At 73.5% G+C, this 24,760-nt stretch carries 21 protein-coding genes and 1 pseudogene; 6 read left to right on the top strand and 16 right to left on the bottom strand.

Going from position 1 to position 24,760, the window contains the following annotated elements:
* Nucleotides 1-765: pseudogene (locus ABZS66_RS46495) on the top strand (hypothetical protein); the annotation flags it as partial.
* On the opposite strand, the gene ABZS66_RS46490 reads toward ABZS66_RS46495, so the two are convergent.
* From ABZS66_RS46490 to ABZS66_RS46480, 3 genes are read right to left on the bottom strand one after another with little or no spacing between them, the layout of a single operon-like run.
* On the bottom strand, nucleotides 720-1,460 hold the full coding sequence (locus tag ABZS66_RS46490) for an aspartate/glutamate racemase family protein (protein ID WP_354769455.1): 741 nt from the start codon (nucleotides 1,458-1,460) through the stop codon (nucleotides 720-722). The pseudogene ABZS66_RS46495 and the gene ABZS66_RS46490 sit on opposite strands and share 46 nt — an antisense overlap.
* Nucleotides 1,460-2,962 carry an NCS1 family nucleobase:cation symporter-1 gene (locus ABZS66_RS46485; RefSeq protein ID WP_354769454.1) on the bottom strand — a complete coding sequence of 501 codons (1,503 nt, stop codon included), beginning with the start codon at nucleotides 2,960-2,962 and terminating at the stop codon, nucleotides 1,460-1,462. The genes ABZS66_RS46490 and ABZS66_RS46485 overlap by 1 nt, the downstream gene beginning before the upstream one ends.
* A gap of 25 nt (nucleotides 2,963-2,987) precedes the next feature.
* Complete coding sequence (locus tag ABZS66_RS46480; protein ID WP_354769453.1) at nucleotides 2,988-3,722, bottom strand: GntR family transcriptional regulator; 735 nt, start codon at nucleotides 3,720-3,722, stop codon at nucleotides 2,988-2,990.
* A gap of 139 nt (nucleotides 3,723-3,861) precedes the next feature.
* On the opposite strand from ABZS66_RS46480, the gene ABZS66_RS46475 reads away from it, so the two are divergent.
* On the top strand, nucleotides 3,862-5,919 hold the full coding sequence (locus ABZS66_RS46475; protein WP_354769452.1) for an MMPL family transporter: 2,058 nt from the start codon (nucleotides 3,862-3,864) through the stop codon (nucleotides 5,917-5,919).
* A 67-nt stretch (nucleotides 5,920-5,986) separates the two neighbouring features.
* Here ABZS66_RS46475 and ABZS66_RS46470 read toward each other — a convergent pair whose 3' ends face one another.
* The gene (locus tag ABZS66_RS46470; RefSeq protein ID WP_354769451.1) at nucleotides 5,987-6,670 is read right to left on the bottom strand and encodes an SDR family NAD(P)-dependent oxidoreductase; all 684 of its coding nucleotides are present in this window, start codon (nucleotides 6,668-6,670) and stop codon (nucleotides 5,987-5,989) included.
* 101 nt (nucleotides 6,671-6,771) lie between these two features.
* On the opposite strand from ABZS66_RS46470, the gene ABZS66_RS46465 reads away from it, so the two are divergent.
* On the top strand, nucleotides 6,772-7,617 hold the full coding sequence (locus tag ABZS66_RS46465) for a helix-turn-helix transcriptional regulator (protein WP_354769450.1): 846 nt from the start codon (nucleotides 6,772-6,774) through the stop codon (nucleotides 7,615-7,617).
* Here the strand turns inward: ABZS66_RS46465 and ABZS66_RS46460 are convergent.
* From ABZS66_RS46460 to ABZS66_RS46450, 3 genes are all read right to left on the bottom strand, one after another.
* Nucleotides 7,614-8,687 (bottom strand): tetratricopeptide repeat protein, encoded by a 1,074-nt coding sequence (locus ABZS66_RS46460; RefSeq protein WP_354769449.1) that lies wholly within the window; start codon nucleotides 8,685-8,687, stop codon nucleotides 7,614-7,616. The genes ABZS66_RS46465 and ABZS66_RS46460 overlap by 4 nt on opposite strands.
* A gap of 67 nt (nucleotides 8,688-8,754) precedes the next feature.
* Nucleotides 8,755-10,119, bottom strand: coding sequence for a carbohydrate-binding protein (locus tag ABZS66_RS46455; protein WP_354769448.1), 1,365 nt, complete (start codon nucleotides 10,117-10,119; stop codon nucleotides 8,755-8,757).
* 125 nt (nucleotides 10,120-10,244) lie between these two features.
* Complete coding sequence (locus ABZS66_RS46450; protein ID WP_354769447.1) at nucleotides 10,245-12,401, bottom strand: discoidin domain-containing protein; 2,157 nt, start codon at nucleotides 12,399-12,401, stop codon at nucleotides 10,245-10,247.
* A gap of 213 nt (nucleotides 12,402-12,614) precedes the next feature.
* Between ABZS66_RS46450 and ABZS66_RS46445 the strand changes: the two genes are divergently transcribed.
* On the top strand, nucleotides 12,615-13,526 hold the full coding sequence (locus tag ABZS66_RS46445; RefSeq protein WP_354769446.1) for a hypothetical protein: 912 nt from the start codon (nucleotides 12,615-12,617) through the stop codon (nucleotides 13,524-13,526).
* Nucleotides 13,527-13,593: 67 nt separating this feature from the next.
* Here ABZS66_RS46445 and ABZS66_RS46440 read toward each other — a convergent pair whose 3' ends face one another.
* From ABZS66_RS46440 to ABZS66_RS46425, 4 genes are all read right to left on the bottom strand, one after another.
* Nucleotides 13,594-14,037, bottom strand: a complete 444-nt coding sequence (locus ABZS66_RS46440) for a GNAT family N-acetyltransferase (protein ID WP_354769445.1) — start codon at nucleotides 14,035-14,037, stop codon at nucleotides 13,594-13,596.
* Nucleotides 14,038-14,118: 81 nt separating this feature from the next.
* Complete coding sequence (locus ABZS66_RS46435; RefSeq protein ID WP_354769444.1) at nucleotides 14,119-14,862, bottom strand: hypothetical protein; 744 nt, start codon at nucleotides 14,860-14,862, stop codon at nucleotides 14,119-14,121.
* Nucleotides 14,859-16,088 carry a hypothetical protein gene (locus ABZS66_RS46430; protein ID WP_354769443.1) on the bottom strand — a complete coding sequence of 410 codons (1,230 nt, stop codon included), beginning with the start codon at nucleotides 16,086-16,088 and terminating at the stop codon, nucleotides 14,859-14,861. The genes ABZS66_RS46435 and ABZS66_RS46430 overlap by 4 nt, the downstream gene beginning before the upstream one ends.
* Entirely contained in the window at nucleotides 16,088-17,290 is a 1,203-nt protein-coding gene (locus ABZS66_RS46425; protein WP_354769442.1) for a cysteine desulfurase-like protein, read from the bottom strand. The genes ABZS66_RS46430 and ABZS66_RS46425 overlap by 1 nt, the downstream gene beginning before the upstream one ends.
* Before the next feature lie 87 nt (nucleotides 17,291-17,377).
* Between ABZS66_RS46425 and ABZS66_RS46420 the strand changes: the two genes are divergently transcribed.
* Entirely contained in the window at nucleotides 17,378-18,421 is a 1,044-nt protein-coding gene (locus tag ABZS66_RS46420; RefSeq protein WP_354769441.1) for a pectinesterase family protein, read from the top strand.
* 65 nt (nucleotides 18,422-18,486) lie between these two features.
* The gene (locus tag ABZS66_RS46415) at nucleotides 18,487-18,705 is read left to right on the top strand and encodes a hypothetical protein (protein WP_354769456.1); all 219 of its coding nucleotides are present in this window, start codon (nucleotides 18,487-18,489) and stop codon (nucleotides 18,703-18,705) included.
* A gap of 128 nt (nucleotides 18,706-18,833) precedes the next feature.
* Here the strand turns inward: ABZS66_RS46415 and ABZS66_RS46410 are convergent, their stop codons facing one another.
* The 5 genes from ABZS66_RS46410 to ABZS66_RS46390 all read right to left on the bottom strand — a co-directional run.
* Complete coding sequence (locus tag ABZS66_RS46410; RefSeq protein WP_354769440.1) at nucleotides 18,834-19,589, bottom strand: BPL-N domain-containing protein; 756 nt, start codon at nucleotides 19,587-19,589, stop codon at nucleotides 18,834-18,836.
* Entirely contained in the window at nucleotides 19,586-21,109 is a 1,524-nt protein-coding gene (locus ABZS66_RS46405) for a heparan-alpha-glucosaminide N-acetyltransferase domain-containing protein (RefSeq protein WP_354769439.1), read from the bottom strand. The genes ABZS66_RS46410 and ABZS66_RS46405 overlap by 4 nt, the downstream gene beginning before the upstream one ends.
* A complete protein-coding gene (locus tag ABZS66_RS46400) occupies nucleotides 21,106-21,762 on the bottom strand; it encodes a BPL-N domain-containing protein (RefSeq protein WP_354769438.1) in 657 nt (218 codons plus the stop codon). Before ABZS66_RS46400 ends, ABZS66_RS46405 begins: the two co-directional genes overlap by 4 nt.
* Nucleotides 21,759-22,553 (bottom strand): arginine deiminase-related protein, encoded by a 795-nt coding sequence (locus tag ABZS66_RS46395; RefSeq protein ID WP_354769437.1) that lies wholly within the window; start codon nucleotides 22,551-22,553, stop codon nucleotides 21,759-21,761. The genes ABZS66_RS46400 and ABZS66_RS46395 overlap by 4 nt, the downstream gene beginning before the upstream one ends.
* The coding region (locus tag ABZS66_RS46390; RefSeq protein ID WP_354769436.1) for a Pls/PosA family non-ribosomal peptide synthetase at nucleotides 22,550-24,760 on the bottom strand (2,211 nt) is incomplete at its 5' end. The genes ABZS66_RS46395 and ABZS66_RS46390, both read right to left, overlap by 4 nt.

The raw sequence follows: 24,760 nt of genomic DNA, 5'->3' as shown, positions 1-24,760 counted from the left end.
GAAATACCGTCAGGCCAGGGACAGGAACAGCTTCTCCAGCTGCGCGACGTCGAGCCGCAGCCGGCGAACGCGGCCGAGGTGCTGGCGAACGCCGCCTGGGCGGCCGGCCAGAAGCCGTGGCGGAACCCGCGGCCCGACCAGTACATGTACAAGGAGGCGCGGGAGCTGCGCAACCCGCGGGAGATCGAGCGCGACGACCCGAACGGGCACCTGCGCCTCGACGTGGCCCGCGACGTGGTGCGGCGCGACTGGCACCGGGTCGACGCGCAGGTCTGGGCCCGCACCGAGGAGGGCCGGCTGGTCATCGAGCGGCAGGGCGACGGCGTGACGTGGGGTCAGCTCGACTACGCCGAGCTGACCCGGCTCACCACCGCCGACAAGTGGCTCGCCTGGGACCGGACGCCGCGCAACTACGGCGTCGACCTCCCCCGCATCCCCGGCCAGTACGTGCTGCCGCCGGCGGTCGAGGCGGCCCTGTTCCGGGCGCTCGCCCGGCGCGAGGGCGTGCTGCTCAACCCGGACGCCGTGAACATCGACGGGCGGCCGGCGATCGGGCTGGGGCAGGTCCTGGAGGGGTACCTCAGCGAGGAACTGCTCTTCGACCGGGAGACCTACGCGCTCATCGGTGAACGGCTGGTGGCGATCGCCGACCACACGAACATCGACGAGCACGGCAACCCGGACGTCACCCACAAGGGCGAGCTGCACGTACAGCGCATCTACACGGCGTCGGCCATCGTCGACAACCCCGGCGACACCCGGTAGGCCTTCGGGGGCGGCGGCGCGAACTCGCCGCGGGTGGACGTGCGCAGGCCCAGCGTCACGAGCGACTCGACGAGGACGGTGGCCGCGGCGACGCCGTCGACGACGGGGACGCCGAGCCGCTCGGTGAGCCGCGCGCACAACCCGGCCATCCCGGCGCAGCCGAGCACGACGACGTCGGAGCCGTCGCGGTCGAGCGCGGCGTCCGCCAGGGCGGCGACCCGGTCCTCCACGGCCGGGTCGCCGTCCAGGTCGAGCACCGGGATCTCGCAGGCGTGGACCCCGCGGCAGGCGCCCGGCGGCGTGTACCGCGCGGCGAGGTCCCAGGCCCGGCCGCGGGTGCGCCCGAGCGTGGTGACGACGCTGAACCCGCGGCCGAGGAGGGTCGCGGCGTGCATGGCCGCCTCGGCGATGCCGACGACCGGGCCGGCCGCGACCTCCCGGGCCGCGTCGAGGCCCGGGTCGCCGAAGCAGGCGATGACGTAGCCGTCGACGCCGTCGCGCTCGCCCTCCGCGATGCGGCGCAGCACGCCGGGCACGCTGAGCGCCTCGTCGTAGTGGCTCTCGATGGACGCCGGGCCCTCCGGCGAGGTGACCGCGTCGAGCTCGGTGCCCGGACCGGCGACGGCCCGGGCACTGCGCTCGATCGTGGCCGTCATGGCGGCCGTCGTGTTGGGGTTGACGACCCGGATGCGCATCAGGCCGCCTGGCGGCGGATGAGGCCGAGGTACACCAGGAAGCCCAGGGCCATGCCGATGAACCAGCTGTACTGCGCGGTGGTGTGCATGCCGGGGCCGCCGGTCCACAGCACCGGGACGACGGCGATGACCGCACCGGCGGCCGTGGCGATGATCGCCGGCGGGTGGTAGCCCTTGCGGTAGAAGTAGCGGCCCTGCGGATCCGTCGTGAACATCGCGTCGACGTCGACGGTCTGCTTGCGGATCAGGTAGTAGTCGGCGATGAGGACGCCGAACAGCGGGCCGATGAAGGCGCCGAGCGTCTCCAGCGTGTAGTGGATGACGTCCGGGTTGTTGTACAGGTTCCAGGGCGTGATGAGCACCGAGCCGACCGCCGCGATCATGCCGCCGGCCCGCCAGCTGATGCGCTGCGGGCTGACGTTGGAGAAGTCGAACGCCGGCGAGATGAAGTTGGCCACGATGTTGATGCCGATCGTGGCGATGGTGAAGGTCAGCGCGCCGAGCACGATCGCGAACGTGCTGTCGATCCGCGCGACGGTCGTGACCGGGTCGGTGATGAGCTCGCCGAACACCGGGATCGTCAGCGACGACGTCACCACCACGAGGATCGAGAAGGCCAGGAAGTTGACCGGCAGGCCGAGCAGGTTGCCGGTGCGCACCGCCTTGAACGACCGGCCGTAGCGGGAGAAGTCGCCGAAGTTCAGCATGGGGCCGGAGAAGTACGACACGACCAGCGCGATGGCGCCGAGCATGACCGGAAGGGCGTCCCATCCGCTGTACTTCACCTCGCCCAGGCTCAGGTCGATCTGGCTCCAGCCGGCCTTGTAGATCAGGTAGCCGGCCAGCACGATCATGACCACGTAGACGGCCGGGCCGCAGAAGTCGATGAACTTGCGGATGGTCTCCATGCCGGTCCAGAACACCGCGGCCTGCAGCACCCACAGCAGCGCGTACGAGCACCAGCCGAGCAACGGCAGCCCGAGGAAGCCGTACTGGTCGACGTCGGCGTACGGTGCCAGGCCCGGCCACAGCTTCAGGACCACCACGTCGAGCGCGGCCGAGGCGAGGTACGTCTGGATGCCGTACCAGGCGACCGCGATGCCGCCGCGGATGACGGCCGGCACGTTGGCGCCGAGCACACCGAACGCCACCCGGTTGATCACCGGGTACGGCACGCCGGTGACCTGGCTGGGCCGGGCGACCAGGTTGCAGAAGAAGTAGACGATGGTGATGCCGACGACCAGCGCGACCAGCACCTGCCAGCTGGTGAGGCCCAGCGCGAACAGGGAGCCGGCGGTCACGTAGCCGCCGACGCTGTGCACGTCGGACATCCAGAAGGCGAAGATGTTGTACGCGCCCCACTTCTGCTCCTTGAGCGGGGCGAGGTCCTCGTTGGTGAGCCGCGGGTCGTACTCCGGCTTCACCGCGCCGCTGCCGACCGGCATCCCGGCGGCCTCGACCAGATCCTGGTGCGTGTGCGTGTCCGAAACTGTGTCCGCCATGGTCACACGCTAGGAACGACCTGTTTCACGGTGATGTTCGCGAATGTATATCTTCCGGCTTGAACAGGCCGGTGTCCTTCGGCAGCCGCGCGATGCAGGACTGGAGCCGGTGGTGGTGGGCCGCGCAGAGCCCGGCGAGCGCGTCGGCGTCGCGCTCGGTGAACGCCTTGAGCATGCCGGCGTGGTCCTCGTGCAGCCGTCGCCGGTCGGCGGGGCCGAGGTGGGTCATCGGCTGCAGCGGCTCGGTCAGGTTCCACGCGGTGCCCAGCATGTGCAGGAGCCGGCGCAGCCGGGACGGCCGGATCAGGGCCAGATGGAAGCGGCGGCTCTCGCGGTGGTACCCCCGGGCGTCGCTCGCCGCCACGGCCCGCTCGAGTGCGGCGTGCGCCTCGGCGGCGCGGCGGTCGTCCTCGGCCGTGGCGAGCTGGACGGCGACCCGCAGGGCGGCGGTCTCCAGCGCCTCGCGCACGAGGTACACCTCGGTGAACTCCTGCGCGGTGAGGTGGGCGACGCGGTAGCCGAGATTGGGGCGGTGCTCCACGAGGCCCTCGCCGATGAGCGTCATCAACGCCTCCCGGACCGGGATGCGGCTGACGCCGAACGCGCGCGCCACGGCGTCGACCGGGATGCCGCTGCCGGGCGGCACCTCGCCGCCGAGGATGCAGCCGCGCAGCTCGTCGAGGATGACCTGCTGCGACCCGCCGGCCTGGCGCCCCGCGAGCAGCGAGACCAGCACCGACCGTCGCCGGGGACCGGGCATGGCTCAGGCTAGGCGCCGCGCGTTATCGGCAGGTTTCGTTTCCCTCTTGGGAGCTAGGGGTCCTCACTCTCAGGAGCTAGGGGAATGACCGCTCCTGCCGGGGATGTCCGGCGCGCGGCTTCGGACGAGCATCGACCGCATGTTTCGGGTACTCACGCAACTGGCGGTGCGCCGGCCGGTGCTCGTCATCGTCTTCTGGGTCGCCGTCGTCGGGGTGGGCCTCGGCTTCGGCACCGGGGTCTTCGCGAAGCTCACGGCCAATGTGGCGACCGTGCCGGGCAGTGAGAACGAGCGGGCGATCGAGCTGCGCGACGGGGCCGCCGGACCCCAGCCGCAGCACCTCACCGTGGTCGCGGTCGGCGCGGATCTCACCGCCGCGCTGGCCGACGCGGCCGGCCTGCCCGGCGTCGTCGAGGTCGGGCCGGCACTGCCGTCCGGTGACGGCCGGGCCGTGCTGCACGACGTGGTCCTCACCCCCGACGCCACGTCGTCGCAGGCCGACGCCGTCGCGGAGCGGCTGCGGTCCGTCGACCGCGAGCGGGTGAGCGTCGCCGGCGGGCCGCTGACGAATATGGAGTTCGGCGCGCAGGCCCAGTCCGACGTGCAGCGGGCGGAGCTGATCACGCTGCCGATCGTGCTGGTGCTGCTGGTGCTGGTCTTCGGTGGGCTGCTCGCCGGGGCGATGCCGCTCGTCGTCGCGGTGGCCGGGATCGCCGCCACCTTCGGGCTGCTGCGGGTGTTCAGCCTCTTCACGGACGTCTCCGTCTACGCCGTTCAGGTGGTGACGATGCTGAGCGTCGGGCTGGCGGTCGACTACGGGCTGCTGCTCATCAGCCGGTTCCGCACCGAGCGGGCGGTCACGGCGTCGGTCCCCGAGGCGCTGGGCCGGGCGGTCGAGCGGGCCGGGCGCACGATCGCGGTCACCGGGCTGACCGTGGCGGCGAGCCTGCTCGGGCTGGCGGTGTTCCCGGACGCGTTCCTGCGCTCGATGGGGCTCGCCGGCGCCGGCGTGGTGCTGGTGAACATGCTCGCCGTGCTGTCGCTGCTGCCGGCGATCCTGGCGCTCGCCGGCCGGCGGATCAGGCCGGCCCCGGCCGCGGCGGACCGCGGGCTGTTCGCGCGGCTCGCCGCGGCGGTGCAGCGCCGGCCGGTCCTCACCACGCTGGTGACGGCGGCCGCGATGCTCGCCCTGGCGGTGCCGGCGCTGCAGCTGCGGCTGGCGAACAGTGACGCCCGGGCGCTGCCGGCGTCGACGCAGACGCGGCAGCAGTACGACGCGCTGGCCGCCCACTTCCCCGAGCTGACCGGGCCGGACGTCATCGCGGCCGTCGCCCGCACGGGAGCCGGCGACCCCGCGCTCGCCGCCTTCGCCGACCGGGTGCGGACGGTGCCCGGGGTGGCCTCGGCCGAGGTGGTGCCGGTCTCGGCGACGGTGAGCGTCGTGCGCGCGACGCCCCGGCACGAGCCGTGGACGGAGGAGGGCCGCGCCACCCTGGAGGCGGTGCGCGCGGTGCCGGCGCCGTTCGAGGTGCTGGTGGCGGGCGACGCGGCGCGGCTGGTGGACTACCGCGCGATGCTCGCCGCGTACGGGCCGTGGGCGGCGCTGGTCGTGCTCGCGGCGACGTTCGCCCTGCTGGCCGCGTTCACCCGGTCGGTGCTGCTGCCGCTGAAGGCGGTGCTGACCAGCGTCCTGAGCATCGGCGCCGCGCTGGGCGTCGTGGTCCTGGTGTTCCAGCAGGGTCACCTGGCGGGGTGGCTCGGCTCGGAGCGCCTCGACGCGGTGGACCTGACGGTGCCGGTGCTCGTGGCGGCGATCGCGTTCGGGCTGTCGGTCGACTACGAGGTGTTCCTGCTGGCCCGGATCCGCGAGCGGTACCTGGAGACCGGCGACGCGCGCGCCTCGGTCGCCACCGGGCTGCAGCAGACCGGGCGCATCGTCACGTCGGCCGCGCTCCTGCTGGTGGTCGTGTTCGCCGGGTTCCTGGTCGGCGGGTTCGCGCCCATCAAGGAGATCGGCGTCGGGCTGGTGGTCGCGATCGTCCTGGACGCGACGGTGGTCCGGATGCTGCTGGTGCCGGCCACGATGACCCTGCTGTCACACGCGGCCTGGTGGCCGGGCCGCCACGGCCGCGGGCGGCCGCCCGGCACGCCGTCGCCGGTCGCGGCCTCGCGCGTGGAGGAGCCGGCCCGCACCTGACCCCGGCGCCCCTCACCGCGCCACCGTCGGCGGGCCGCCACGCTCGGTCGTGGCGGCCCGCCTTCGCTTACCAGCGCAGGGTGCCGGCGTCCTCCTGGAACGTGCCGGTCGGGCCCTCCGGGCCGATGGTGGCCAGGCGGGCGATCACGCCGGCGCTGACCTCGACCGGACGGCCGGCGCTGTTGTCATGGCCGCCCAGCCCGGTCGCCGTGTAGCCGGGCTCCACCGCGTTGAACTTGACCTCGGGGACGGCCCTGGCGTACTGGACGGTGAGCATCGACACCGCCGCCTTGCTCGCGCCGTACACGATCGCGGCCACGTGGGACGCGGGGCGGGCCGGGTCGTGGTTGGCCGCGAACGAGCCCAGGGCGCTGGAGACGTTGACGACGACCGGGTTGGGCGAGCGGCGCAGCAGCGGCAGGGCCGCCTCGGTGACGCGGACGACCGAGACGGCGTTGGTGTCGAAGACCCGCAGGGCCTCCGGGCCGTTCAGGGCCAGCAGCGCGATGCCGGCGTTGTTGATGAGCACGTCCAGACCGCCGTCGGCGTCGAGCCGGGCGAACGCGGCGGCCACCGAGGCGTCGTCGGTGACGTCCAGGTGGACGAAGCGGGCGCCCAGCTCGTCGGCGGTCGCGCGGCCGCGCGCCTCGTCGCGGGCCGCCACGTAGACGGTGTGCCCAGCGGCGATGAGCTGGCGGGCGGTTTCCCTGCCGAGGCCCCGGTTGGCCCCGGTGATCAGTGTCGTGGTCATGCTCCGAGCATGGGAGCGCGGCGGATCGGCAGGCAGTCGTCCCGTTTTCCTAGGACTCACAGGGCCAGGACAACGGCGGTGCCGCCGCGGACACTGAAGACGTGGAGTCGTGGGAGTTCGGGCCGGCGGTGCGGCGCTGGCGGGACCGGGTGGCACCCGAGGCCGTCGGGCTGCCGGTCGGGCGGCGGCGCCGGGCGACCGGGCTGCGGCGCGAGGAGCTCGCCGGGCTGGCCGGGATCTCGACCGACTACCTGACCCGGCTCGAGCAGGGGCGGGCGACCGCGCCCTCGGCGCAGGTCGTCGAGTCGCTCGCGCGTGCCCTGCGGCTGGCCGACCAGGAGCGCGACCTGCTCTACCGGCTGGCCGGCCACGCCGCGCCCGGGCTCGACGTCGTGCCGGCGCGCATCACGCGCAGCGTGCACCGGCTGCTCGACCGGCTCGGGCACACGCCGGTGGTGGTGTATGACGCCACGTGGACGCTGCTGCTCGCCAACGCGCCGTATGACGCGCTCATGGGCGAGACGTCGGCGTGGCGCGGGATCGAGCGCAACGCCGTGTGGCGCAACCTGCTCGGGCCGGGCACCCGGGTCGTGCACACGCCGGCGGAGCAGGCCGACCACGAGGCGCGGCTCGTCGCCGACCTGCGGCTGACCGCCTCGCGGTATCCGGCCGACCGGGCGCTGCGGCGGCTCGTCGCCGAGCTGGCGGACAAGAGCCCGCGCTTCGCCGAGCTGTGGGAGTCCGACGTCCCGGCCCCGCCGCCGGACCCGTCGAAGCGGAAGGTCGTCGACCACCCCGCGGTCGGCCGGATCACGCTCGACTGCGACACGCTGGTCGTGGCCGTGGACGACGTGCGCATCACGGTCTACACCGCGGAGCCGGGCACCGAGGACGCCGAGCGGCTCGCGCTCGCCGTCGTGCTCGGCACCCAGGCCCTCGTGGACTAGCTGCCGCTGCCGGAGTCGCCGAGGTTCCAGTCCGTGCTCTCGGCGGTGAACTGGCGGAACGGGTCGGGGTTGCTGCCGTCCCACCGGCTGTCGCCGTAGGCCTGGCCGCCGGACGGGGACGAGGACGAAGACGAGGGGCGGCGCTGGCGGAGGCGGTAGGGTGCCGGCCACGCGGCGGCCTCCTCGTCGCGGCCCAGCCAGCGCAGCAGCTCGTGCACGGAGACCGCGAGCGCCGCGTTCGCCCAGCGCTCGTAGTGGGCGATCGCCATCGCGACCGCCTCGTCCTCGCGGCCGCGGGCGGCCAGCAGCCGGCCCAGCGGGAACGAGCTGTGCGGACCGGCGGCGAGATGGTCGCGGAGCACCAGCTCGGCGTCGTCGGGGCAGCCGGCCTCCCACAGGTACTCGGCGAGGCCCGGGCGGTCGAACGCGCCCAGCGTGCTCGGGTCGAGCAGGATCGTCCGGTTGTACAGCACCATCGCCGTGGCCGGGTCGTTCAGGGCCGCGTGCATGCGGGCGGCCAGCAGCACGGCCCGGGCGTGGTCCGGGTCGCGGTCGAGGACGGCCTCCGCGAACGTGAGCGCCTCGAGGTACCGCCGCTGCGACTCGTAGTGGCGGGCCAGCGCGAACACGAAGCCGGCCGGGCCGCTCGCCAGCGCGAGCGCGCGGACGGGCGCCAGCTCGTCCGGGGTCAGCCGGTCGGCGAGGCGGAGGTAGGCGGGGACGCTGCCCTCGGCGGCGGCCGCTCGCAGGCAGCGCTCGTAGCGGGCCGGGTCCGTGTCGCGGAAGGCGTCCACGATCGCGGCGTGGTCGGCCCAGACCTCGTCGGTGGGGCCGCCGCCGTCGCGCAGGGCCAGCCAGATCCGGCGCCGCCGCCCGTGCGGTATCCGGTCGATCGCCAGCCAGGCTGCGGCCCCGCCGGCGACCAGGGCGGCGGGCGCCGCCACGAACCACGGCAGAAAAAGCAGGGCAAGGCCCCCGACGGTCGCGGCCGTCGCGAGCACGACGGCCGTCCGCAGCCCGAGCACCTCGGGCCAGGACGGCCTCAAGCGAAGTCCCCCGATGTTCTCCACGCCATCCATGGTGCGCCCGCCGCGCCACCACCCCACGTGCTGCGCGACGGGCGTACCCTGGCGAACGTCAGTGGCCGAAGGACAGCCAGTTGACGTTCACGTAGTCGGCCGGCTGGCCGCTGGTGAAGGTCAGGAACACCGTGTGGGTGCCGGTGACCGCGGAGACGTTGGCGGGCACCGTGCGCCACGACTGCCAGCCGCCCGTGTTGCCGAGCGCGAAGCTGCCGATCGGCGCGTTGCTGCGGCTGTCCAGGCGTACCTCGACCAGGCCGCTCACGCCGCCGGCGGCGCCGGAGGCGACCCGCGCCGAGAACTGGCGGGCGGGGTTGGTGCCGAAGTTGACGTTGTTGAACTGCAGCCAGTCGCCGTTGGCGATCCAGCCCACGTCCTGGCCGCCCTCGCTGCACGTCTCGGTCTGCGTGCCGCTCTGGGCGTTGAAGCTCTCCGCCTGGATGGTCGAGTAGGCGTCCCGGCCGCCGCCGGTGGGCGGGTTCGACGTCGGGGGCTGGGTGGTGCCGCCGCCCGAGGAGTACACGGCCACGTAGTCGACGAGCATCGGCACGCCGGAGGCCGTCGAGCCGGTCGGGGCGCCGGGCCAGCTGCCGCCGATGGCGACGTTGAGGATGATGAAGTAGCCGTGGTTCGTCGCGTTGGCCCACGTCGTCGCGTCCACCTGGTTCTGGCTCACCTGGTGGTACTGCTGGCCGTCGACGTACCAGCGCAGCTGCTGCGGCGAGATCGACCGGTCCCACTCGATCGAGTAGGTGTGGAACGCGGACTGGCAGGACGAGCCGGGGCACGGGCTGCGGCTGCCGCCGAGGCCGTTGAACTCGTTGCACGGCCCGCCGGGCGCGACGCCGCAGTGCAGCGTGCCCCACACGGTGTTGGCGCCGTTGACGTTCTCCATGATGTCGATCTCGCCGACGCTGGGCCAGTTGGTGTACACGCCGCGGAACGGCGCGCCCAGGGTCCAGAACGCCGGCCAGATGCCCTGGGCCGCGGCGCCGGTCACGTTGGGCATCTGGATGCGGCCCTCGATGCGCAGCTTGCCGCCGGAGGGCGGCTGGAAGTCGGTGCGCTGCGTCTCGATGCGGCCCGAGGTCCAGCTGCCGTTGGCGGCGCGGATCGGGCGGATGGCGAGGTTGCCCGCGCCGTCGTGGTACACGTTCTGGGTGCTGTTGGTCATGGTCTCGATCTCGCCCGTGCCCCAGTTGGCCGCGCCGCCCGGGTAGCTGGTGCCGAGATCGTAGAGCCAGTTGCCGGTGTTGACGCCGGTGCCGGCGGCACCGTTGAAGTCGTCGCTCCAGACCAGGCTCCAGCCGGAGGGCGTGGGTGGGATCGACGCGTCGGCGGTGTGGTTGACGGCCAGGCCGACCATCAGCGCACCGAGCGCGACGCACGTGCCGAGCAGGCGTCGTCGAAGCTTCTGCATGGTGAACGAACCTCTCCGAGGGCGGCGGAAGGCTCGCCCGGGACGGTGGCGGCCGTCCCGGGCGAGCTTGCTGAGAGCGCTCTCACAGAGTTGTACGTCGATATCTCGGCATTGTCAAACGGTGCCTACGGGTAACTGACCACCTCGACCGGGACCGTCTGCTGTCCCTGCGCCGGGCCGCCGGTGTCGTTGACGACGTGGGCGATCGTCCCCTTGCCGCCGAGCGACACGGTGATCAGGTGGTGGAAGCGCACGTTCGGGTTCACCGGCGTCTCGAAGCCGTGCTCGGCGACGATCGACGGATCGGTGGTGAAGTTGCAGTAGCTGCCCATCCCCCACGCCTCGTGCGCCGTCACCGTGTCGGCGACCTTGTACGCCGCGTAGCCGCGGGCACCCACCCGCCAGCCGGACTGGCTCGGCGGGTCGTACGGCATCTCGTTCTGGAAGAAGATCGTCCGGCCGCGCTGACCGTTCCAGATCACCTGGTCCTTCTGGTAGTGCTCGACGAACAGGCCGTAGGCGCTGACGTCGTCACCGTTGACGATCAGGCCGTGGTCGGCGGTGTTCGTCGTCCAGCCGACGCCCGAGCCGTGGTCGGCCCGCCAGGCCCAGATGTGGTCGATGATCGTGTTGCGACTGTTCACGATCAGGCTGGTCGTCGCCTTGCCCGGGCCGGCCCCGCCGATGCGGAAGAACGCGTCCTGGATGGTGACCGGGTTCGCGCTGTGGCTGACCGTGGATCCGGCGGTACCGACGGTGAGCAGCGCCGGCGAGTTGACCGGTCCGGCGTCGAAGAGCAGGCCGGCCACCTTCACGCCGTCGACGTCGGCGATCCGCATGGCCTCGACGCCGTTGTCCGGGATCAGCGTCGGGTAGCCGATGCCGAGCACGACGGTGTCCGGGTTGGTGACGTTGAGCGTCTGGTCGAGGTGGTAGATGCCCGGGGTGAACAGCAGGTGCCGGCCGCACGCCAGCGCGGCGTTGATGGTGGCCGCGCTCGCGCCGGGGCGCACGACGTAGAAGCTGGTGAGCGGGATGGACGTGCCCGGCGTCGAGCCGCCCTGCCAGGTGGTGCCGGCCGCGTTCGTGCGCAGGTTCGGCACCAGCACGCTGTAGCTGTCGCCGTTCAGGTAGAGGTACGGCTTCTCCCGGATGACCGGCGTCGTGGCGAGCGTGGTGTACCGCGGCGACGGGAACGAGTCGGCCGGTGCGCCCTGCACGCCGGAGAACACCATGTTCCACACGCCGTTGACCCACCCGCCGATCTGGCTGTCGCGGGTGTACCACTGCTGCTGCGAGTACGGGCCGACGCTGCCGTCGATCACGCTGTCGGCGATGTACCCGCCGCTCGCCCAGCCGTAGCCGTTGGGCGCGAGGTTGAGCTTGCCGCGGATGTGCACCCGGCGCATCGGGGCCGCCTGCGCGACCGCCCAGCGGTCGCCGTTGTTCGCCACGCTCGGCACGATCGCCAGGTTCTCGATCGAGCGCCAGAAGTTCTGGGTGGCGTTGCCGCCGAACCAGCCGGCGTCGACGGTCACGTCACCGTTGATCGTCACGTCGTCGACGTTGCGGCCGAGGCCGAGCACCGACGTGTAGAAGCCGGTGTTGACGTTGATGCCGCTGTACGTCCCGGGCTTGAACGCCAGGGCGTAGCGCTGCGAGCCGAACTGGTTGGACTCCATCTCGGCGAACACCTGGTTCGCGCGGGCCTGGATCGTGGCGGCCGGCATCGACGGGTCGAAGACGATGACGTTCGGCCCCAGGTCGGTGCTCACCGGCGGGCACTCCACCACGGCGCCGCTGTACACCGCGAACTCCTTGATGGAGTAGCCGTAGCGGGTGGCGCGCTGGGTGCCGTACATCCGGATGAACCGGCCGGACCCGCTCACGGCGATCGTCTGCGTGCCGCCGGTGTTCGTCGTGGTGGAGTAGATCGGCGTCCAGCTGCCGGCGGCGCCGGTGGGCGACACCTCCAGGCTGAACGCCCGCGCGTACGAGGTCTGCCAGGTGATGACGACCTGGCAGATGTCGGTCGTGGCGCCGAGGTCGACCTGGAGCCACTGCGGGTCGCTGAACTGGCTCGACCAGCGGGTGTTCACGTCGCCGTCGACCGCCTTGGCGGGCACGAGGCTGCCGTTCTCGTTCGACGACGCGGTGGCCGTCTTTCCTAGGGCGACATTGGTGGTACCGCAGGCGGCACCGGCCGCACCGGGCGTCGCGCCCAGCAGCGCGACGGTACCGGTGAACAACAGGGCGACGGCGACCAAGGCTCTTCGGAGCATGGCTTCTCCTGTGGTGGGGTCGGGATCTGGCGGGATCGTTCGACATCACGCACCGCTAGCGGATATGCACGGGACGCTAGCGAAGCCGGTCAGGCCACGACAATCGCTTGCCAAGAATTGCCATCGTCGATCATCTCCGTGGTCGCGCCACCCGGGTCGGCGAACAGGAGTACGGTGCCCGGGGAACGTCTGACATATGCGGGAGGACTCGTCATGGCCGTCCATGTCGATCTGCAGGGAACCGGCGAGGAGCTGCGGCAGCGGCTTTACGACGGACACCTGCTGGTGATGACCCGGTTACCTTCGGTCGCCCAGTTCGTGGAGCACGCGCGGGCGCAGCTCACCGACCTGTTCGCGCCGCACGACCCGTTGCACGCCCACGAGCACTTCAGCCCCGAGGAGATGGCGAGGATCCTCGGCGCCTGGAAGCCCCGGTTCATCCACGACGAGCGGTCCAAGAAGCTGGTCCGCAACATCATCGAGGAGGTGGGCTTCGACGCCACGGAGACGCACTACGACGTGCCGAAGCCGCGCACGGCGTTCCCGGTCGGCCACCTCACCACGGGCGTCGCGTTCGCGTTCCCGTGGCACCGCGACGTGTGGTACTCGGCGCCGAACCAGCAGCTGAACTGGTGGCTGCCGGTGTTCCCGGTCCGCGAGACCAACGCGATGTCGTTCGACCTGGACCGCTTCAACGCGCCGGTGCCGAACAACTCGGGCGACTTCGACTACTACGCGAACAACGTGGGCCGGCTGTCCACGGCGGCGTCGGTGCAGCAGGAGGCCCAGGTCCGCCCGGGCGCCACCGACCACAACCCGCCGAACGAGCTCGTCGTGCTGCCGGCCCCGGGTCAGGTGCTGCTGTTCTCGGGCGCCCACCTGCACCGCTCGATTCCCAACACGTCGGGGCTCGCGCGGTACAGCATCGACTTCCGCACGGTCCACGCGCCGGACGTCCTCGCCCGCAAGGGCGCGCCGCTGGCCGACACGTACTGCACCGGCACGGCGATCCGCGACTTCATCAACGTGACCGACGAGCGCCGCTTCGACGAGGAGACGGTGGTCCGCCTCTACGGCGCGCCCCCGGCCGACGCGATGCTGGTCTTCGAGGCCCCGAAGCACTGACCGGCCGCGCCGACCCGGGTCGTGCGCTCCGGCCGCGCGGTCACGCCGCGGCCGGAGAGCGGGCCGGCTACAGCTCGCAGTCGAGCCAGACCCGGTCCCGCAGCTCGATGCCGTCGACCAGGATGCCCTCGGGGTAACCGTTGGCCGGGGTGAAGACGTCGCGCTCGATCGCGCGCATCCGGAAGCCCTGCCGCTGGTAGAAGCGCAGGTTGCCCACGTCCGCGGCGCCGGTGCCGACCCGCAGCGTGCGCACCCCCTCCGCCCGGGCCAGCTCCACCACGGCCGCCACCAGGGCCGCGCCGACCCCCTGGCCGCGCCGATCGGGGACGACCGCCATGTTCGTCAGCTCGTCGCCGACCAGCTGCGCGTGGCCGACCGGCTCGCCCCCGTCGCGGGCGACCAGCACGACGCCCTCGCCGAGGTAGCCGTCGAGCAGCGCGGCCGAGTCGTCGGCCAGCTCGAACAGCCACCGCACCGCGTCCCGCGGCCCTTCGTACCGTGCAATCCTCACGGTCGGTGAGTCTGACAGAACGCCGGCGTGAACGGCGGGCGCGGGTCGGCGCGCACCACCGTCCACACCGGACGGTGCAGTCTACGTTGCCGACTCGAGCGCCCGGGCGAACGCCACCAGGCGGGTGAGCGTCTCCTCGATCTCGGCCGCGGTGGCGCCGCGCGGGGCGTGGCCGTCGGTGGCGGCGCACAGGTACGGGCCCTCGGTCCACCAGCGGTTCGGCAGGCCCGGCGGCGGGCTGGCGGCGCTCCGTGACGCCGGGCGGCGCAGCCGCACGAACCAGACGGTCTGCACGCCCTCGGCCGGGCGGCCACCCGGGCGGCGGCGGTCGAAGACCTGGACGCGGAAGCCTCCCTCGGTGCCTTCCAGCACGTCGGTACCGAGTGTGTCGGCGGCACCACCGGGAACGTTCTTCAGCAGCGGCGCGGTCATCGGGCCGGGCAGCGCGACCGTGGCCCGCGGGCGGAACGTCCAGCCGTGCCGCACCGCGAGCCGGCGGCGGGCCAGACCGGCCGCCGGGCCGCGCAGCCGGCGGGCCGCCGTCCAGACCAGCACGGCCAGTGCGACCTCGACGACCGTGCCGCCGACGAGGACGATCCACAGCGGCAGGTCGGGCAGCAGGTCGTGCAGGCCGTAGAGGCCGGCCGCGGCGCCGGCGACGACGAACGCCGCGCCGCCGGTGCGGTGGCCGGCCGCGATCCCGCCGGCGCCGACGAGCACGAACGCGAGCAGGGCGGCCGCCCACCACGGGGCGCCCACGCTGTACAGGCCGGCGGCGACGGCGAACGTCACCAGGAACATGAGGGCCGCGACCAGCTTCGTCACAGCAGCGCGGCCCGCAGGTCCGCCGGGACCTCCCAGAGCGCCCGGGTGAGCCGGGCGTTGCTGCCGGTCCAGTGCATCGTCAGGCGGCACACGCCGCCCGGGGCGTCGACCGCCACCATCGGCTTGACCTGGTGATTCATGCCCTTCAGGCCGAACAGCGGGATCGGCTTGCCGGCGGCGGCCACCCGCCACGCGGTCGCCAGGCGCCACGGCGCGCAGTCGCGCAGCTGCTCGTACAGCGTGCGGACCCAGGTGTCGGTGTGCCGCGCGTGCCGGTAGTCGATCGGGTGGCCGTCCAGCAGCGCGGCGAGGTCGCCGTCGACGTCGACCCCGCACAGCGTGAGGGCCTCGGCCAGCTCGTGGCGCTCCAGCAGCTCCACGACCGGCCGGGCGTCGGCGGCGTCGGCCACCTGCCACCGCTCGGCGGCGGTCGCATCGAGCCCGCGCCACAGCCACGGCAGCCGGTCCCAGCGATGGTCCTGGTTCGCCCCGATCAGCCCCTCGACGGCGACGACGAGCTCGTCACCGTCGGCCCGGGCGGCGACCCACGGCCCGCGCTTGCTGAGCGGGCCGCCCTCGACGTCGTGCAGCGCGACGACGGCGTTCCTGACGTACCGGCCGTGCCGGTCCCGCGGGAAGTGGTAACACAGCCGGGCCTTGTCGAGATCGAGGTCGAGGTCGAGGCCGGGGTCGGGGCCGGGGTCGATCTGGGCGTCCAGCCGGACCCGGGCGGCGTCGGCCGCCGCCCGGCGGGCGGCGACCTGCTTGACGAACCCGGCCCGCCGGCGGGCCGGCGCGGCCGCCGGGGGCGTGCTGCGCAGCGTGTCCCGGAAGCCGTGCCAGAGGCGGATCGCGTCGACCACCGCCTCCTCGTCGCGGGCCAGCTGCCGCGGCGTCCAGACCGGCCCGGCGCCCGCCTCGTCGAGGGTGGTGAACTCGAACGCGAGCTCGTCGCCCGCCAACTCGTAGTCGAGGTCGACGTCGCGGACCCACACCCGGCCGTCGGCCGACAGCCCGCCCTCACCGGGCGGCACCGTGCGCCGGGCGGCGACCACGGTGACCTGCATCCGCCCCGGGCCGTCCGGCTGGTGGACGACGAGGCCGGTCAGGCCGTCCGGCGACGAGCCGTAGAAGTCCTGGTAGGGCACGAGGAGCCCGAACCCGGCCGGGATGCCGAGCTCCCGCAGCCGGGCGGCAACCCCGGACAGCAGGCGCTGCCGGTCCATCAGGCGACCCCCGCCACGGCCTCGACGAGGCGGTCGATCTCCTCGGCGGTCGTGTAGTGGTAGATGCTCGCCCGCACGCCGCCGCCGGTGTCGCGCAGGCCCATCGCCTGGAAGTACTCGTACGCGTAGTAGTCGCCGGAGAACACGCAGATGCCCTTGTCGCCGAGCGCCGCGGCGGTGTCGGCCGGGTGCTGGTCGCCGACGCGGAACGAGACGGTCGGGCACCCGTCCGGCGGCGCCGGGAGCACCGTCACGCCGGGGACGGCGTGCAGGCCGGCGACGAGGCGGCGGAACAGCCCGGCCGAGTACTCGTGGGTGGCCGCCAGCGACGCCAGGAGCCGCTCCCGGCGGGAGCCGGTTGCCGCCGGCGCGAGGCCGGCCAGGAAGTCCACCGCGGCCGTCACCCCGGCCAGCAGCTCCCAGCTCGGGGTGCCCAGCTCGAAGCGCTCCGGCGGGTCGTCGGGCGACGGCCGCAGCTTGTCCATGGCGAGCGCCTCCCACCGGGCCGGGGCGGCGACGCAGGCCGCCAGGTGCGGGCCGGACCACTTGTAGGCGCTGGTGACGTAGAAGTCGGCGCCGAGCGCCTCGACGTCGGTCGGCAGGTGCGGGGTGGCGTGGACGCCGTCGACGTAGAGCACGGCGCCGGCGGCGTGCGCGACGGCCGCCACGGCGGCGACGTCCGGTCGGGTGCCGATGGCGTTGCTGGCCGCTGTCACCGCCACGAGCCTGGTGCGTTCGTCGACGATCCCGTGGTACTGCTGGATCGGCAGCACACCCGTGGAGGGCTCGAACTCGGCCCAGCGCACCTGGACGCCCGTCTGCTCGGCGAGCTGCACCCACGGGCGGACATTGGCGTCGTGGTCGAGCCGCGACACCACCACGTTGTCACCGGGCCGCCAGGTGCGGGCCAGGCCGCGGGCGACGGTGTAGGTGAGCGCGGTCGCGCTGGGGCCGAACACGACGCCGCCGGGCTCGCCGCCGACCAGGTCGGCGACGGCGGCCCGCGCGTCGGCCAGGATCTGGATGGCCCGCCGGCCGGGTGCGAACGCGGTGGTGCGGTTGGCGACCGCGCCGCGCAGCACGCCGGCCACGGCCCGGGCGACCGGCTCGGCGACCAGCGTGCCGGCGGCCCCGTCGAAGTGCACGAACCCCTCGTCGAGCGCGGGGTAGGCGGCCCGCGCCCGCGCAACGTCAAACGCCATGAGGGCACAGTAGCGGCATTGACATGCTTTGTTGCAGTCCCTACGGTCGGCGGGGAAAGGGCTTTCCTGACGGTGAGGAGCGCGCGTATGCGGCGCAGAACCCTGCTCGCGGCCGGGGCCGGAGTGCTCGGCGGCCTCGCCCTGCCGGCCTCGGCCAGGGCCTGGCCCGGCCCCTACCTGACGGTCGCCGCCGACGGATCCGGCGACCTCACGTCGATCCAGGCCGCCGTCGACGCGATCCCGGCCGGCAACAGTGAAACGTTCACGATCAAGATCAAGCCGGGGGTGTACCGCGGACAGGTCGTCGTCCCGGCCGACAAGCAGAACGTCGTCTTCCGCGGCCAGGGCCCGGACCCGACCGCGGTGGTCGTCAGCGACGAGCGCGCCAACGGCACCCCGAAGCCCGAGGGCGGCACCTGGGGCACCTCGGGCAGCGCGTCGGTCACCATCTCCGGCGCCGGCTTCAGCGCGCGCAACCTCACCTTCGCCAACACGTTCGACGAGGCCGCGCACCCCGAGTTCACCGGCCACCAGGCCGTCGCCGTGCTCACCCGGGCCGACCGCGTCGTCTTCGACAACGTGCGCTTCCTGGCCAACCAGGACACGCTGTACCTCAACAGCGTCGACGCGGCCACCGTCAACCGCGTCTACCTGCGAAAATGCTATGTCGAAGGCGACGTCGACTTCATCTTCGGCCGGGCCACCGCCGTGCTCGACCGCTGCCGCGTGCACTCCCTCGACCGCGGCTCGGCCACGAACAACGGCTACGTGACCGCCGCCAGCACGAGCCTGTCGAACCCGTACGGCTTCCTGTTCAGCGAGTGCCGCCTCACCGGCACCGCCGCGCCCGGCACGGTGTACCTGGGTCGCCCCTGGCACCCGAGCAACGACCCGAACGCCGTCGCCCAGACCGTGATCCGCGACTCGGTGCTCGACGCCCACATCAGGGCCGCGCCGTGGGCCGACTTCGGCACGTGGCCCTGGCGCGACGCCCGCTACTTCGAGTACCGCAACCGCGGCACCGGCGCCACCGTGACCGCCGACCGCCCGCAACTGACCGCCGAGCAGGCCGCCACGTTCACCCCGGCCGCGTTCCTGGCCGGCGCCGACGGCTGGGACCCGACCCGTTAGTGCCCGCCCCGCCGGGGTACCACGGTCCGGTTGGTTTTGCTGTCGGCAGCCCCGGGAGGTACACCATGGCCGACGAAGACCCGATCATCTCCGGAACCCCGGCGCCGGCGCGCACCGTCGACGCGTCCGGCACGCACAAGATCCGCACCGGCGCCGAACAACCCTGGGATCCGGAGGACCTGGCGGTGGCGGAGGGCCACGACCCGACGCCGAAGTACGTCGAGCGCAGCCGGCGCGAGCTCGAGGAACTGGGCCCGGCGGCGATCGAGAAGACCGTGCCCTAGCTGCTGTCCTGTGTGGGGGGCCAGGCAGACCCCCTGGAAGGAACGGCTGAGCGGCGTCGGGGCACGGCCCCGGACCACGAGCGCTGCCGCGTGATCCGGAACGCGCCCCCGGCGCCGCAGTCGGCAGTTCAGGCGCGCATGGTGCTTTCGATCAGGTCCTGGCCCAGGTCGAAGCGGATCCCGTCGGGGTTGGTGAGCCCGGCGTCGGAGTACCACGAGCGGTCGGCCTCCGGGTGTGGCCCGGTCAACCCGACCCGGCCGGCCCCGTACGTGGCCACGATCGCGGCCGGCGCGCCGGTGTCGTAGGTCGCCAGCACGGTGGCCGGCGCGCCCGCCTGCAGGCGGAACGCGGCGCCGTCCTGGAAGAACATGTGCCGCGGGCGGTCTCGCCAGCGCACCCCGACCACGGCGTCGTCGGTGTCGCGGACGGTGGCGCCGGCGGTGTAGATGTAGCCCTCGACGGCGACCCGGTCGAGCAGCCCGTACCCCTGCCCGCTCGCGGCGAGGTACGCGCCGAGGCAGAACCCGAGGTAGCTCCCGCCGCGGTTGACGAACGCCCGCACGTCCTCGGCGGCGTTGCGCAGCCGCCGCCATGCCTGCCGGACCTCACCGCCGCCGGGCTGGGCGTAGATGACGGCCCCGGCGAGCGTCTCCGCCGAAAGCGGCAGGTGCTCGGCGGGTCCGCAGTACTGCACCCGGTACCCGGCCGGCATCCTGGCCAGCAGCGCGGCGACGGCCTCGGAGCAGCCGGAGCAGGAGGCCGGCCCCCGGTACACGAGGGCGACCGGCCGATCCCGCCCGGCGAGCGCGTACGCGGCCCCGCCGCCGAGCGCGGCGAGCACCCCGGCCCCACCGGCGCCGAGCAACAACCGCCGCCGGTTCACCGGCCTCCCCCACCGGGCTCCGCGCCGTCCGCACCGTCGGTCGGTCGACCGACCGAATCCCCGCCCAAAGCCCTGTCGGCCGGCGGACCGACCGAATCGTCGCCCGAAGCCCTACCGGTCGGTCGACCGACCGACTGCCCGGGTAACGCACCGTCGGTCGGTCGATCGACCGAATCCCCGGGCAGAGCCGGGTCGGTCGACCGATCGAAAGCGCCGGAGTCCGGCGCCCCGGCGCGGAGCCGGTGACGAATCGAGCGGCGGGAGAACCGGACCGCGCCACCGGGCCGGCGCGAGTCGCGCGGCGGGGCCGACTCCGGGCGACGGGCCCGGGGCAGGACCGGCACGCCCTCCACAACCTGCGGAGCGGCGGAGCGCAACGCCAGGGCCCGGGCGCGCCGCGCCAGGCTGCCGACCAGCGCCTCCAGCGGACCGCGACCCGCCGTCGCCCGGACCGCCATCGCGATCAGCACCACCGCGACCAACTGGACGATGCAGCCGGTGCCCGGCGAGTACGTGTCGAAGTCCGAGTTCAGGAACAGCACGTGCACCGAGTAGAACGTCAGCGTCATGCTGCCGGCGGCGGCCAACGGGACGAGCAGCAGGCGGGCCCGGGTGGTGGTCAGCAGGAGCAGCAGGCCCAGCACGGCGAGCGTGGCGCCGATCGTGCCCACCAGGTTCGCCGGCGTGCCGGTGTGCGGGCCGTCCACCGCCATCCACCACCACGTCGATGTCGGGGCCGAGCCGTCGCCGCCGAATTTCAGCAGATAGGTCGTCTCCTCCGGGGTCAGGTCGCTCGCCGGCTGGGCCGCGCGGATGGCGGTCAGACCGCCGGCCAGGTGCAGCAGCACCGTGGTGATCGCATGGGCCCACACGGCCAGGACCGCGCCGACGGCCACCAGCGTGGCGGCCACGCGCGGGCTGGACAGGTCGAGTCGGCCGACCGCCAGGCCGATGCAGATGTACGCCAGCCAGGCCGGCGCCGGGTAGTACCCGGTCAGCGTCAGCTCACCGAGCAGCGCGAGCGGGTCGTCGATGAGCCGGCCGAACGTCGGGTTGCCCAGCGCCGGCTCGGCCAGGTGCGGCAGCAGCAGGTGCATGCCGAACGGCACCACGCCGGCGAGCAGTGCGCCGGTCGTGAACAGCGCCCAGGTCGGCAGGAGCAGCAGTGGTATCGCCAGCAGGAACACCACGGCGTAGTAGGGCAGGATCACCGAGTCGAGGACGGTGTCCGCCCCCGACACCAGCAGCCCGATGACGCCGATGGCGAGGGCGCGCGTGGCCAGCATGGCTGCCATGCCCCGCGCGTCGGAGCGCGGCACCTGCCGCCGGCCGGTCGCGAGCGTGAGGCCGACGCCGGACATCAGCGCGAACGCCGCCGCGGCGCGGCCGCTGAAGGCGTGCGACGACCAGGTCGGGTTGCCCGACGGGGTCTCCTCCAGCAGCGAGTGCAGCGTGATCATGCCGAGCAGCGCCACGCCGCGGGCGGCATCGACGCCGATGAGCCGGGACGACGACTTCACGGACGCATCACCGCGTCGACCAGGTCGAGGCCGAGGTCCTGGCCGAACGACGCCGGCAGGCCGGCGTCACTGAACCAGTCGCTGGTGGCCTCCGGGTGCGGGCCGACGACGCCGACCCAGCCGGCACCGAAGCGGGCGACGATGGCCGCCGCGGTGCCGTTGGGATAGGTGGCGACGACGGTCGCGCCGGCGCTCGGGCGGACCCAGAAGTACGGGCCGTCCTGGAAATAGAGCGTCCGGCGGCGGCCCCGCCAGGCGACCTCGACCAGCGTGTCGCCGGTCGAGGCCACGGTCGCCCTGGGCGAGGCGATGTACTGGTCGGTGTCGCCGGGGAGCAGGCCGAAGCCGGGCGTCGCCCCGGCCAGGTAGCCGCCCAGGCAGAAGCCGAGGTAGCGACCGCCGCCGTGGACGTAGTCGCGGATCGCCGCGCGATGGCGGCGCAGGTGGCGGTAGCCGCGCGACAGCTCGCCGCCGCCCGGTTGGGCGTAGACGGCCGCGCCGGCCAGGGCCAGGCCGGACACGGGCAACTCCTCGCGCGGGCCGACGTACTGCACGTCGAAGCCCCAGCGGCTGGCCCGCAGCAGCCCCGCGACGGCCTCCGCACAGCCCGGCAGGGTGGCCGGCCCGCGGTAGACGAGCGCCCGGCTCCTCACGGATTGTCCAGCGTCAGCGCCGTACAGCGGACGCCACCGCCGCCCTTGGCCAGCTCGGTGGTGGCGAGCTCGACGACCCGCAGCCCGCGGGCCCGCAGCTCGGCGGCCAGCCGGGGGGCGCCCCGGGTCATGGTGACCGTCGTGCCGTCGCTGACCAGGTTGAGCGCCAGGCGGGCCGCCTCCTCGCGGTGCACCTCGATGAGGTCCAGCTTGAGGTCGCGCAGGCGGTCGCGGCTGGCCCGGTCGAGGGCGGCCGGGCAGTAGGCGACGACGTCGGGCGGAGCGACGACGGCCACGGCCAGGTCGAGGTCGTACCAGCGCGGTGAGACGGTCTGCAGCGGTACCACCCGATAGCCGAGCTCCCGGGCCAGGAAGGCGTGCATGCGCCGGTCGGTGCGCTGGCCGTGGCCGGCGAACAGCAGGTCGCCGCAGGCGAGGGCGTCGCCCTGGCCGCTGAACGGGTACGGGGCGTCGAGCACCTTGTAGCGCTGGCCGGCGAGCCACTCGGCGAAGTACGGCGTCTCGGCCTTGCGCTCCGGCGGCGGGAAGCCGAGCACGGCCTTGTCGCCCCGCACGAGCGCGGCGTTCGCGGTGAACACCATGTCGGGACACTCGGGCGCGGACGGCACGTACTCGACGCGCCGGCCGGCGGTGAGGTGGGCCGCGACGATCGCGAAGTGCTCCGCGGCGGCGGCCGCCACGTCCGGCTGGACCTCGGTGTGCATGTAGGGGTTGATCTCGTAGTCGATCCGGAAGTGCTCGGCGTCGCTGACGAGCAGTTTGGTGTTCACGATCCTCCAATAGGGACAAAGGCCGGGTCTTGAGCCGATAGGCCCCGACCAAAACCAGCTAAGCCGGGTCTGGCGGCGATGGGCCCCCGACCGAGATCAGTGAGGACGCCCTGGGCCGGGATGCCGCGCCAGCGGCTGCCGGCGGTCAGGTGTTCGCCCTTCATGAGCAGGGACAACGAACCGAGCGAGACCTCGGGGCCGACGACCGCGTCGTAGAGCACGACGGCCCGGGTGCCGACGGTGGCGCCGGCCCCGACGGTGACGACGGACATCTTCATCACGCGGTCCTCGAAGAGGTGGGTCTGCAGGGACACCTCGGCGCCGACGCAGGCGTCGTCACCGATGTCCACGAGGTCGAACTCGGTCAGGTAGGTGGTGCCGATCCAGGTGCGCCGGCCGATCCGGGCGCCGAACCAGCGCAGCACCGGCGGCAGGAACGGCGTGCCGACGAGCATCCCGAGCCCGGCCGGTACGGCGGCCGCCTCGTACAGGCCGGTGACGAACTCGGTGCGCCGCACGAACGGGCTCCACAGCGGCTCGACCCGCGGCTTGTAGGCACCGATGACGCCGCGCTTCGTGGCCGCGCAGTAGGCGATGACGGCGAGCCCGGCGGTCATCACCACGAACGGCGAGACGAGCGCCGGCACGGTCAGGCCGCGGCCGCGGGCCAGGTCGGCCAGCACGAACAGGTACACGTAGACGCTCAGGCCGAGCAGCGAGGCGGGCGCGGTGACCCGGGCGAACTCGATGGCGAGCCGATGGCGGACCAGCCGGGGCGGCGGGCGGAACGTCTCGGCCTCGGAGAAGCTGCCGCTGCTCTGCCGGACCGGCAGGTGCATCGGCGGCGAGCCGAGCCACGAGGTCCCGGACGGCACGTCTTCGCCGGGCGGCAGGGTGCGCACGCCGACCAGGCTGTCGTCGCCGAGGCGGGTGCCGGCCGGCACGAACGCGGCGTTGCCGACGAACGCGCGGCGCCCGACGGAGGTCGGCAGGAACGCCATCCGGCCGTTGGCGAACGTGGCCGCGCCGACGCTGGCCATGTCGGCGACGAAGCTGTCGGGGCCGAGCGTGAGCAGGTCCGGGTCGAGGTGCGCGGCGGTGGACACCTCGGCGCCGCGGCCCACCTGCGCGCCGAGCAGGCGCAGCCACGGGACGGTGTAGAGGGTGGAGTACAGCGAGTTGGTGAACAGCAGGCTGAACTCCAGCAGCTTGTCGGTCACCCACTTGCGCACGCCGAGCCCGGAGCGCGCCGGGTGCACGCCCGGCGGCACGTGGGGCAGCACGAGGCGCTTGCCGAGCGCCACGACGAGACACGTGGTGATGACGTACACCGGTCCGGCCGGCACGGTCGCCAGGAGCCCCGCGAGCAGCCCGAAGTTCAGCAGCGCCCACCACACCAGCAGCACGCTGGGCACGACCATGGCGATCGCGCCGAGCTCCAGCCCGACCAGCCCGGCGACGGCACCGGCGAGGTGGCGGGCCTTCCAGCCGCGCGGCCGGCCCGGGGCGCGCAGCAGCAGCTCGACGGTCGGCGACAGCGCGTCGACCGGGCCGGGCGGCGAGCCGGACCAGCGCTCGCCGGGCGGCACGCGCTCGCCGGCCTCGAGGACCGACTGCTCGCCGAGGGCCGCGTGGTCGCCGACCGACGAGCCCGGCTCCAGGACCGCGTTGGCGCCGACGAACGCGCCCTGGCCGAGCGTGATCGGCGCGACGACGACCCAGCCGTCCTCGACCCGCCAGGGCCGCATCGACGCGCCGTAGCCGACCGACGCGTCCGCGCCGATGTCGAGCAGCGTGGGCAGGCCGACCGAGCTGGTGGCGACCGCGGTCCGCCGGCCCAGCCGGGCGCCGAGCAGCCGCAGGTAGCCCGCCATGAGCGGGGAGCCGCTGAGGACGGCCATCGGTCCGATCGCGAGGAACAGGTTCAGCGCCCACAGCCGGATGTAGGTCGGACCCCAGAGTCGGTACCGCCCGGGCCGGATCCCGGCGGCGAGCGGCCGCGCGACGACGACCGGCACGATCCAGCGCACGCCGAGGTAGCTCACCAGGATGGCGAGCATGAGCTGGGCCAGCACCGCGACGGAGACGTGACCGTCGTTGCGGGTGTAGACGTAGGAGACAGGCAGCGTGACGAGCAGCAGCAGCAGGTAGATGACGGCGGCCTGGCCGGCGCCGGCGGCGGCGATGCGCCGGCTGCCGTGGCGCAG

The sequence above is a fragment of the Dactylosporangium sp. NPDC005572 genome (assembly GCF_040605515.1).
In the GTDB taxonomy this organism is placed as follows: Bacteria; Actinomycetota; Actinomycetes; order Mycobacteriales; family Micromonosporaceae; genus Dactylosporangium.
This window is presented reverse-complemented; position numbering and strand designations above follow the sequence as displayed.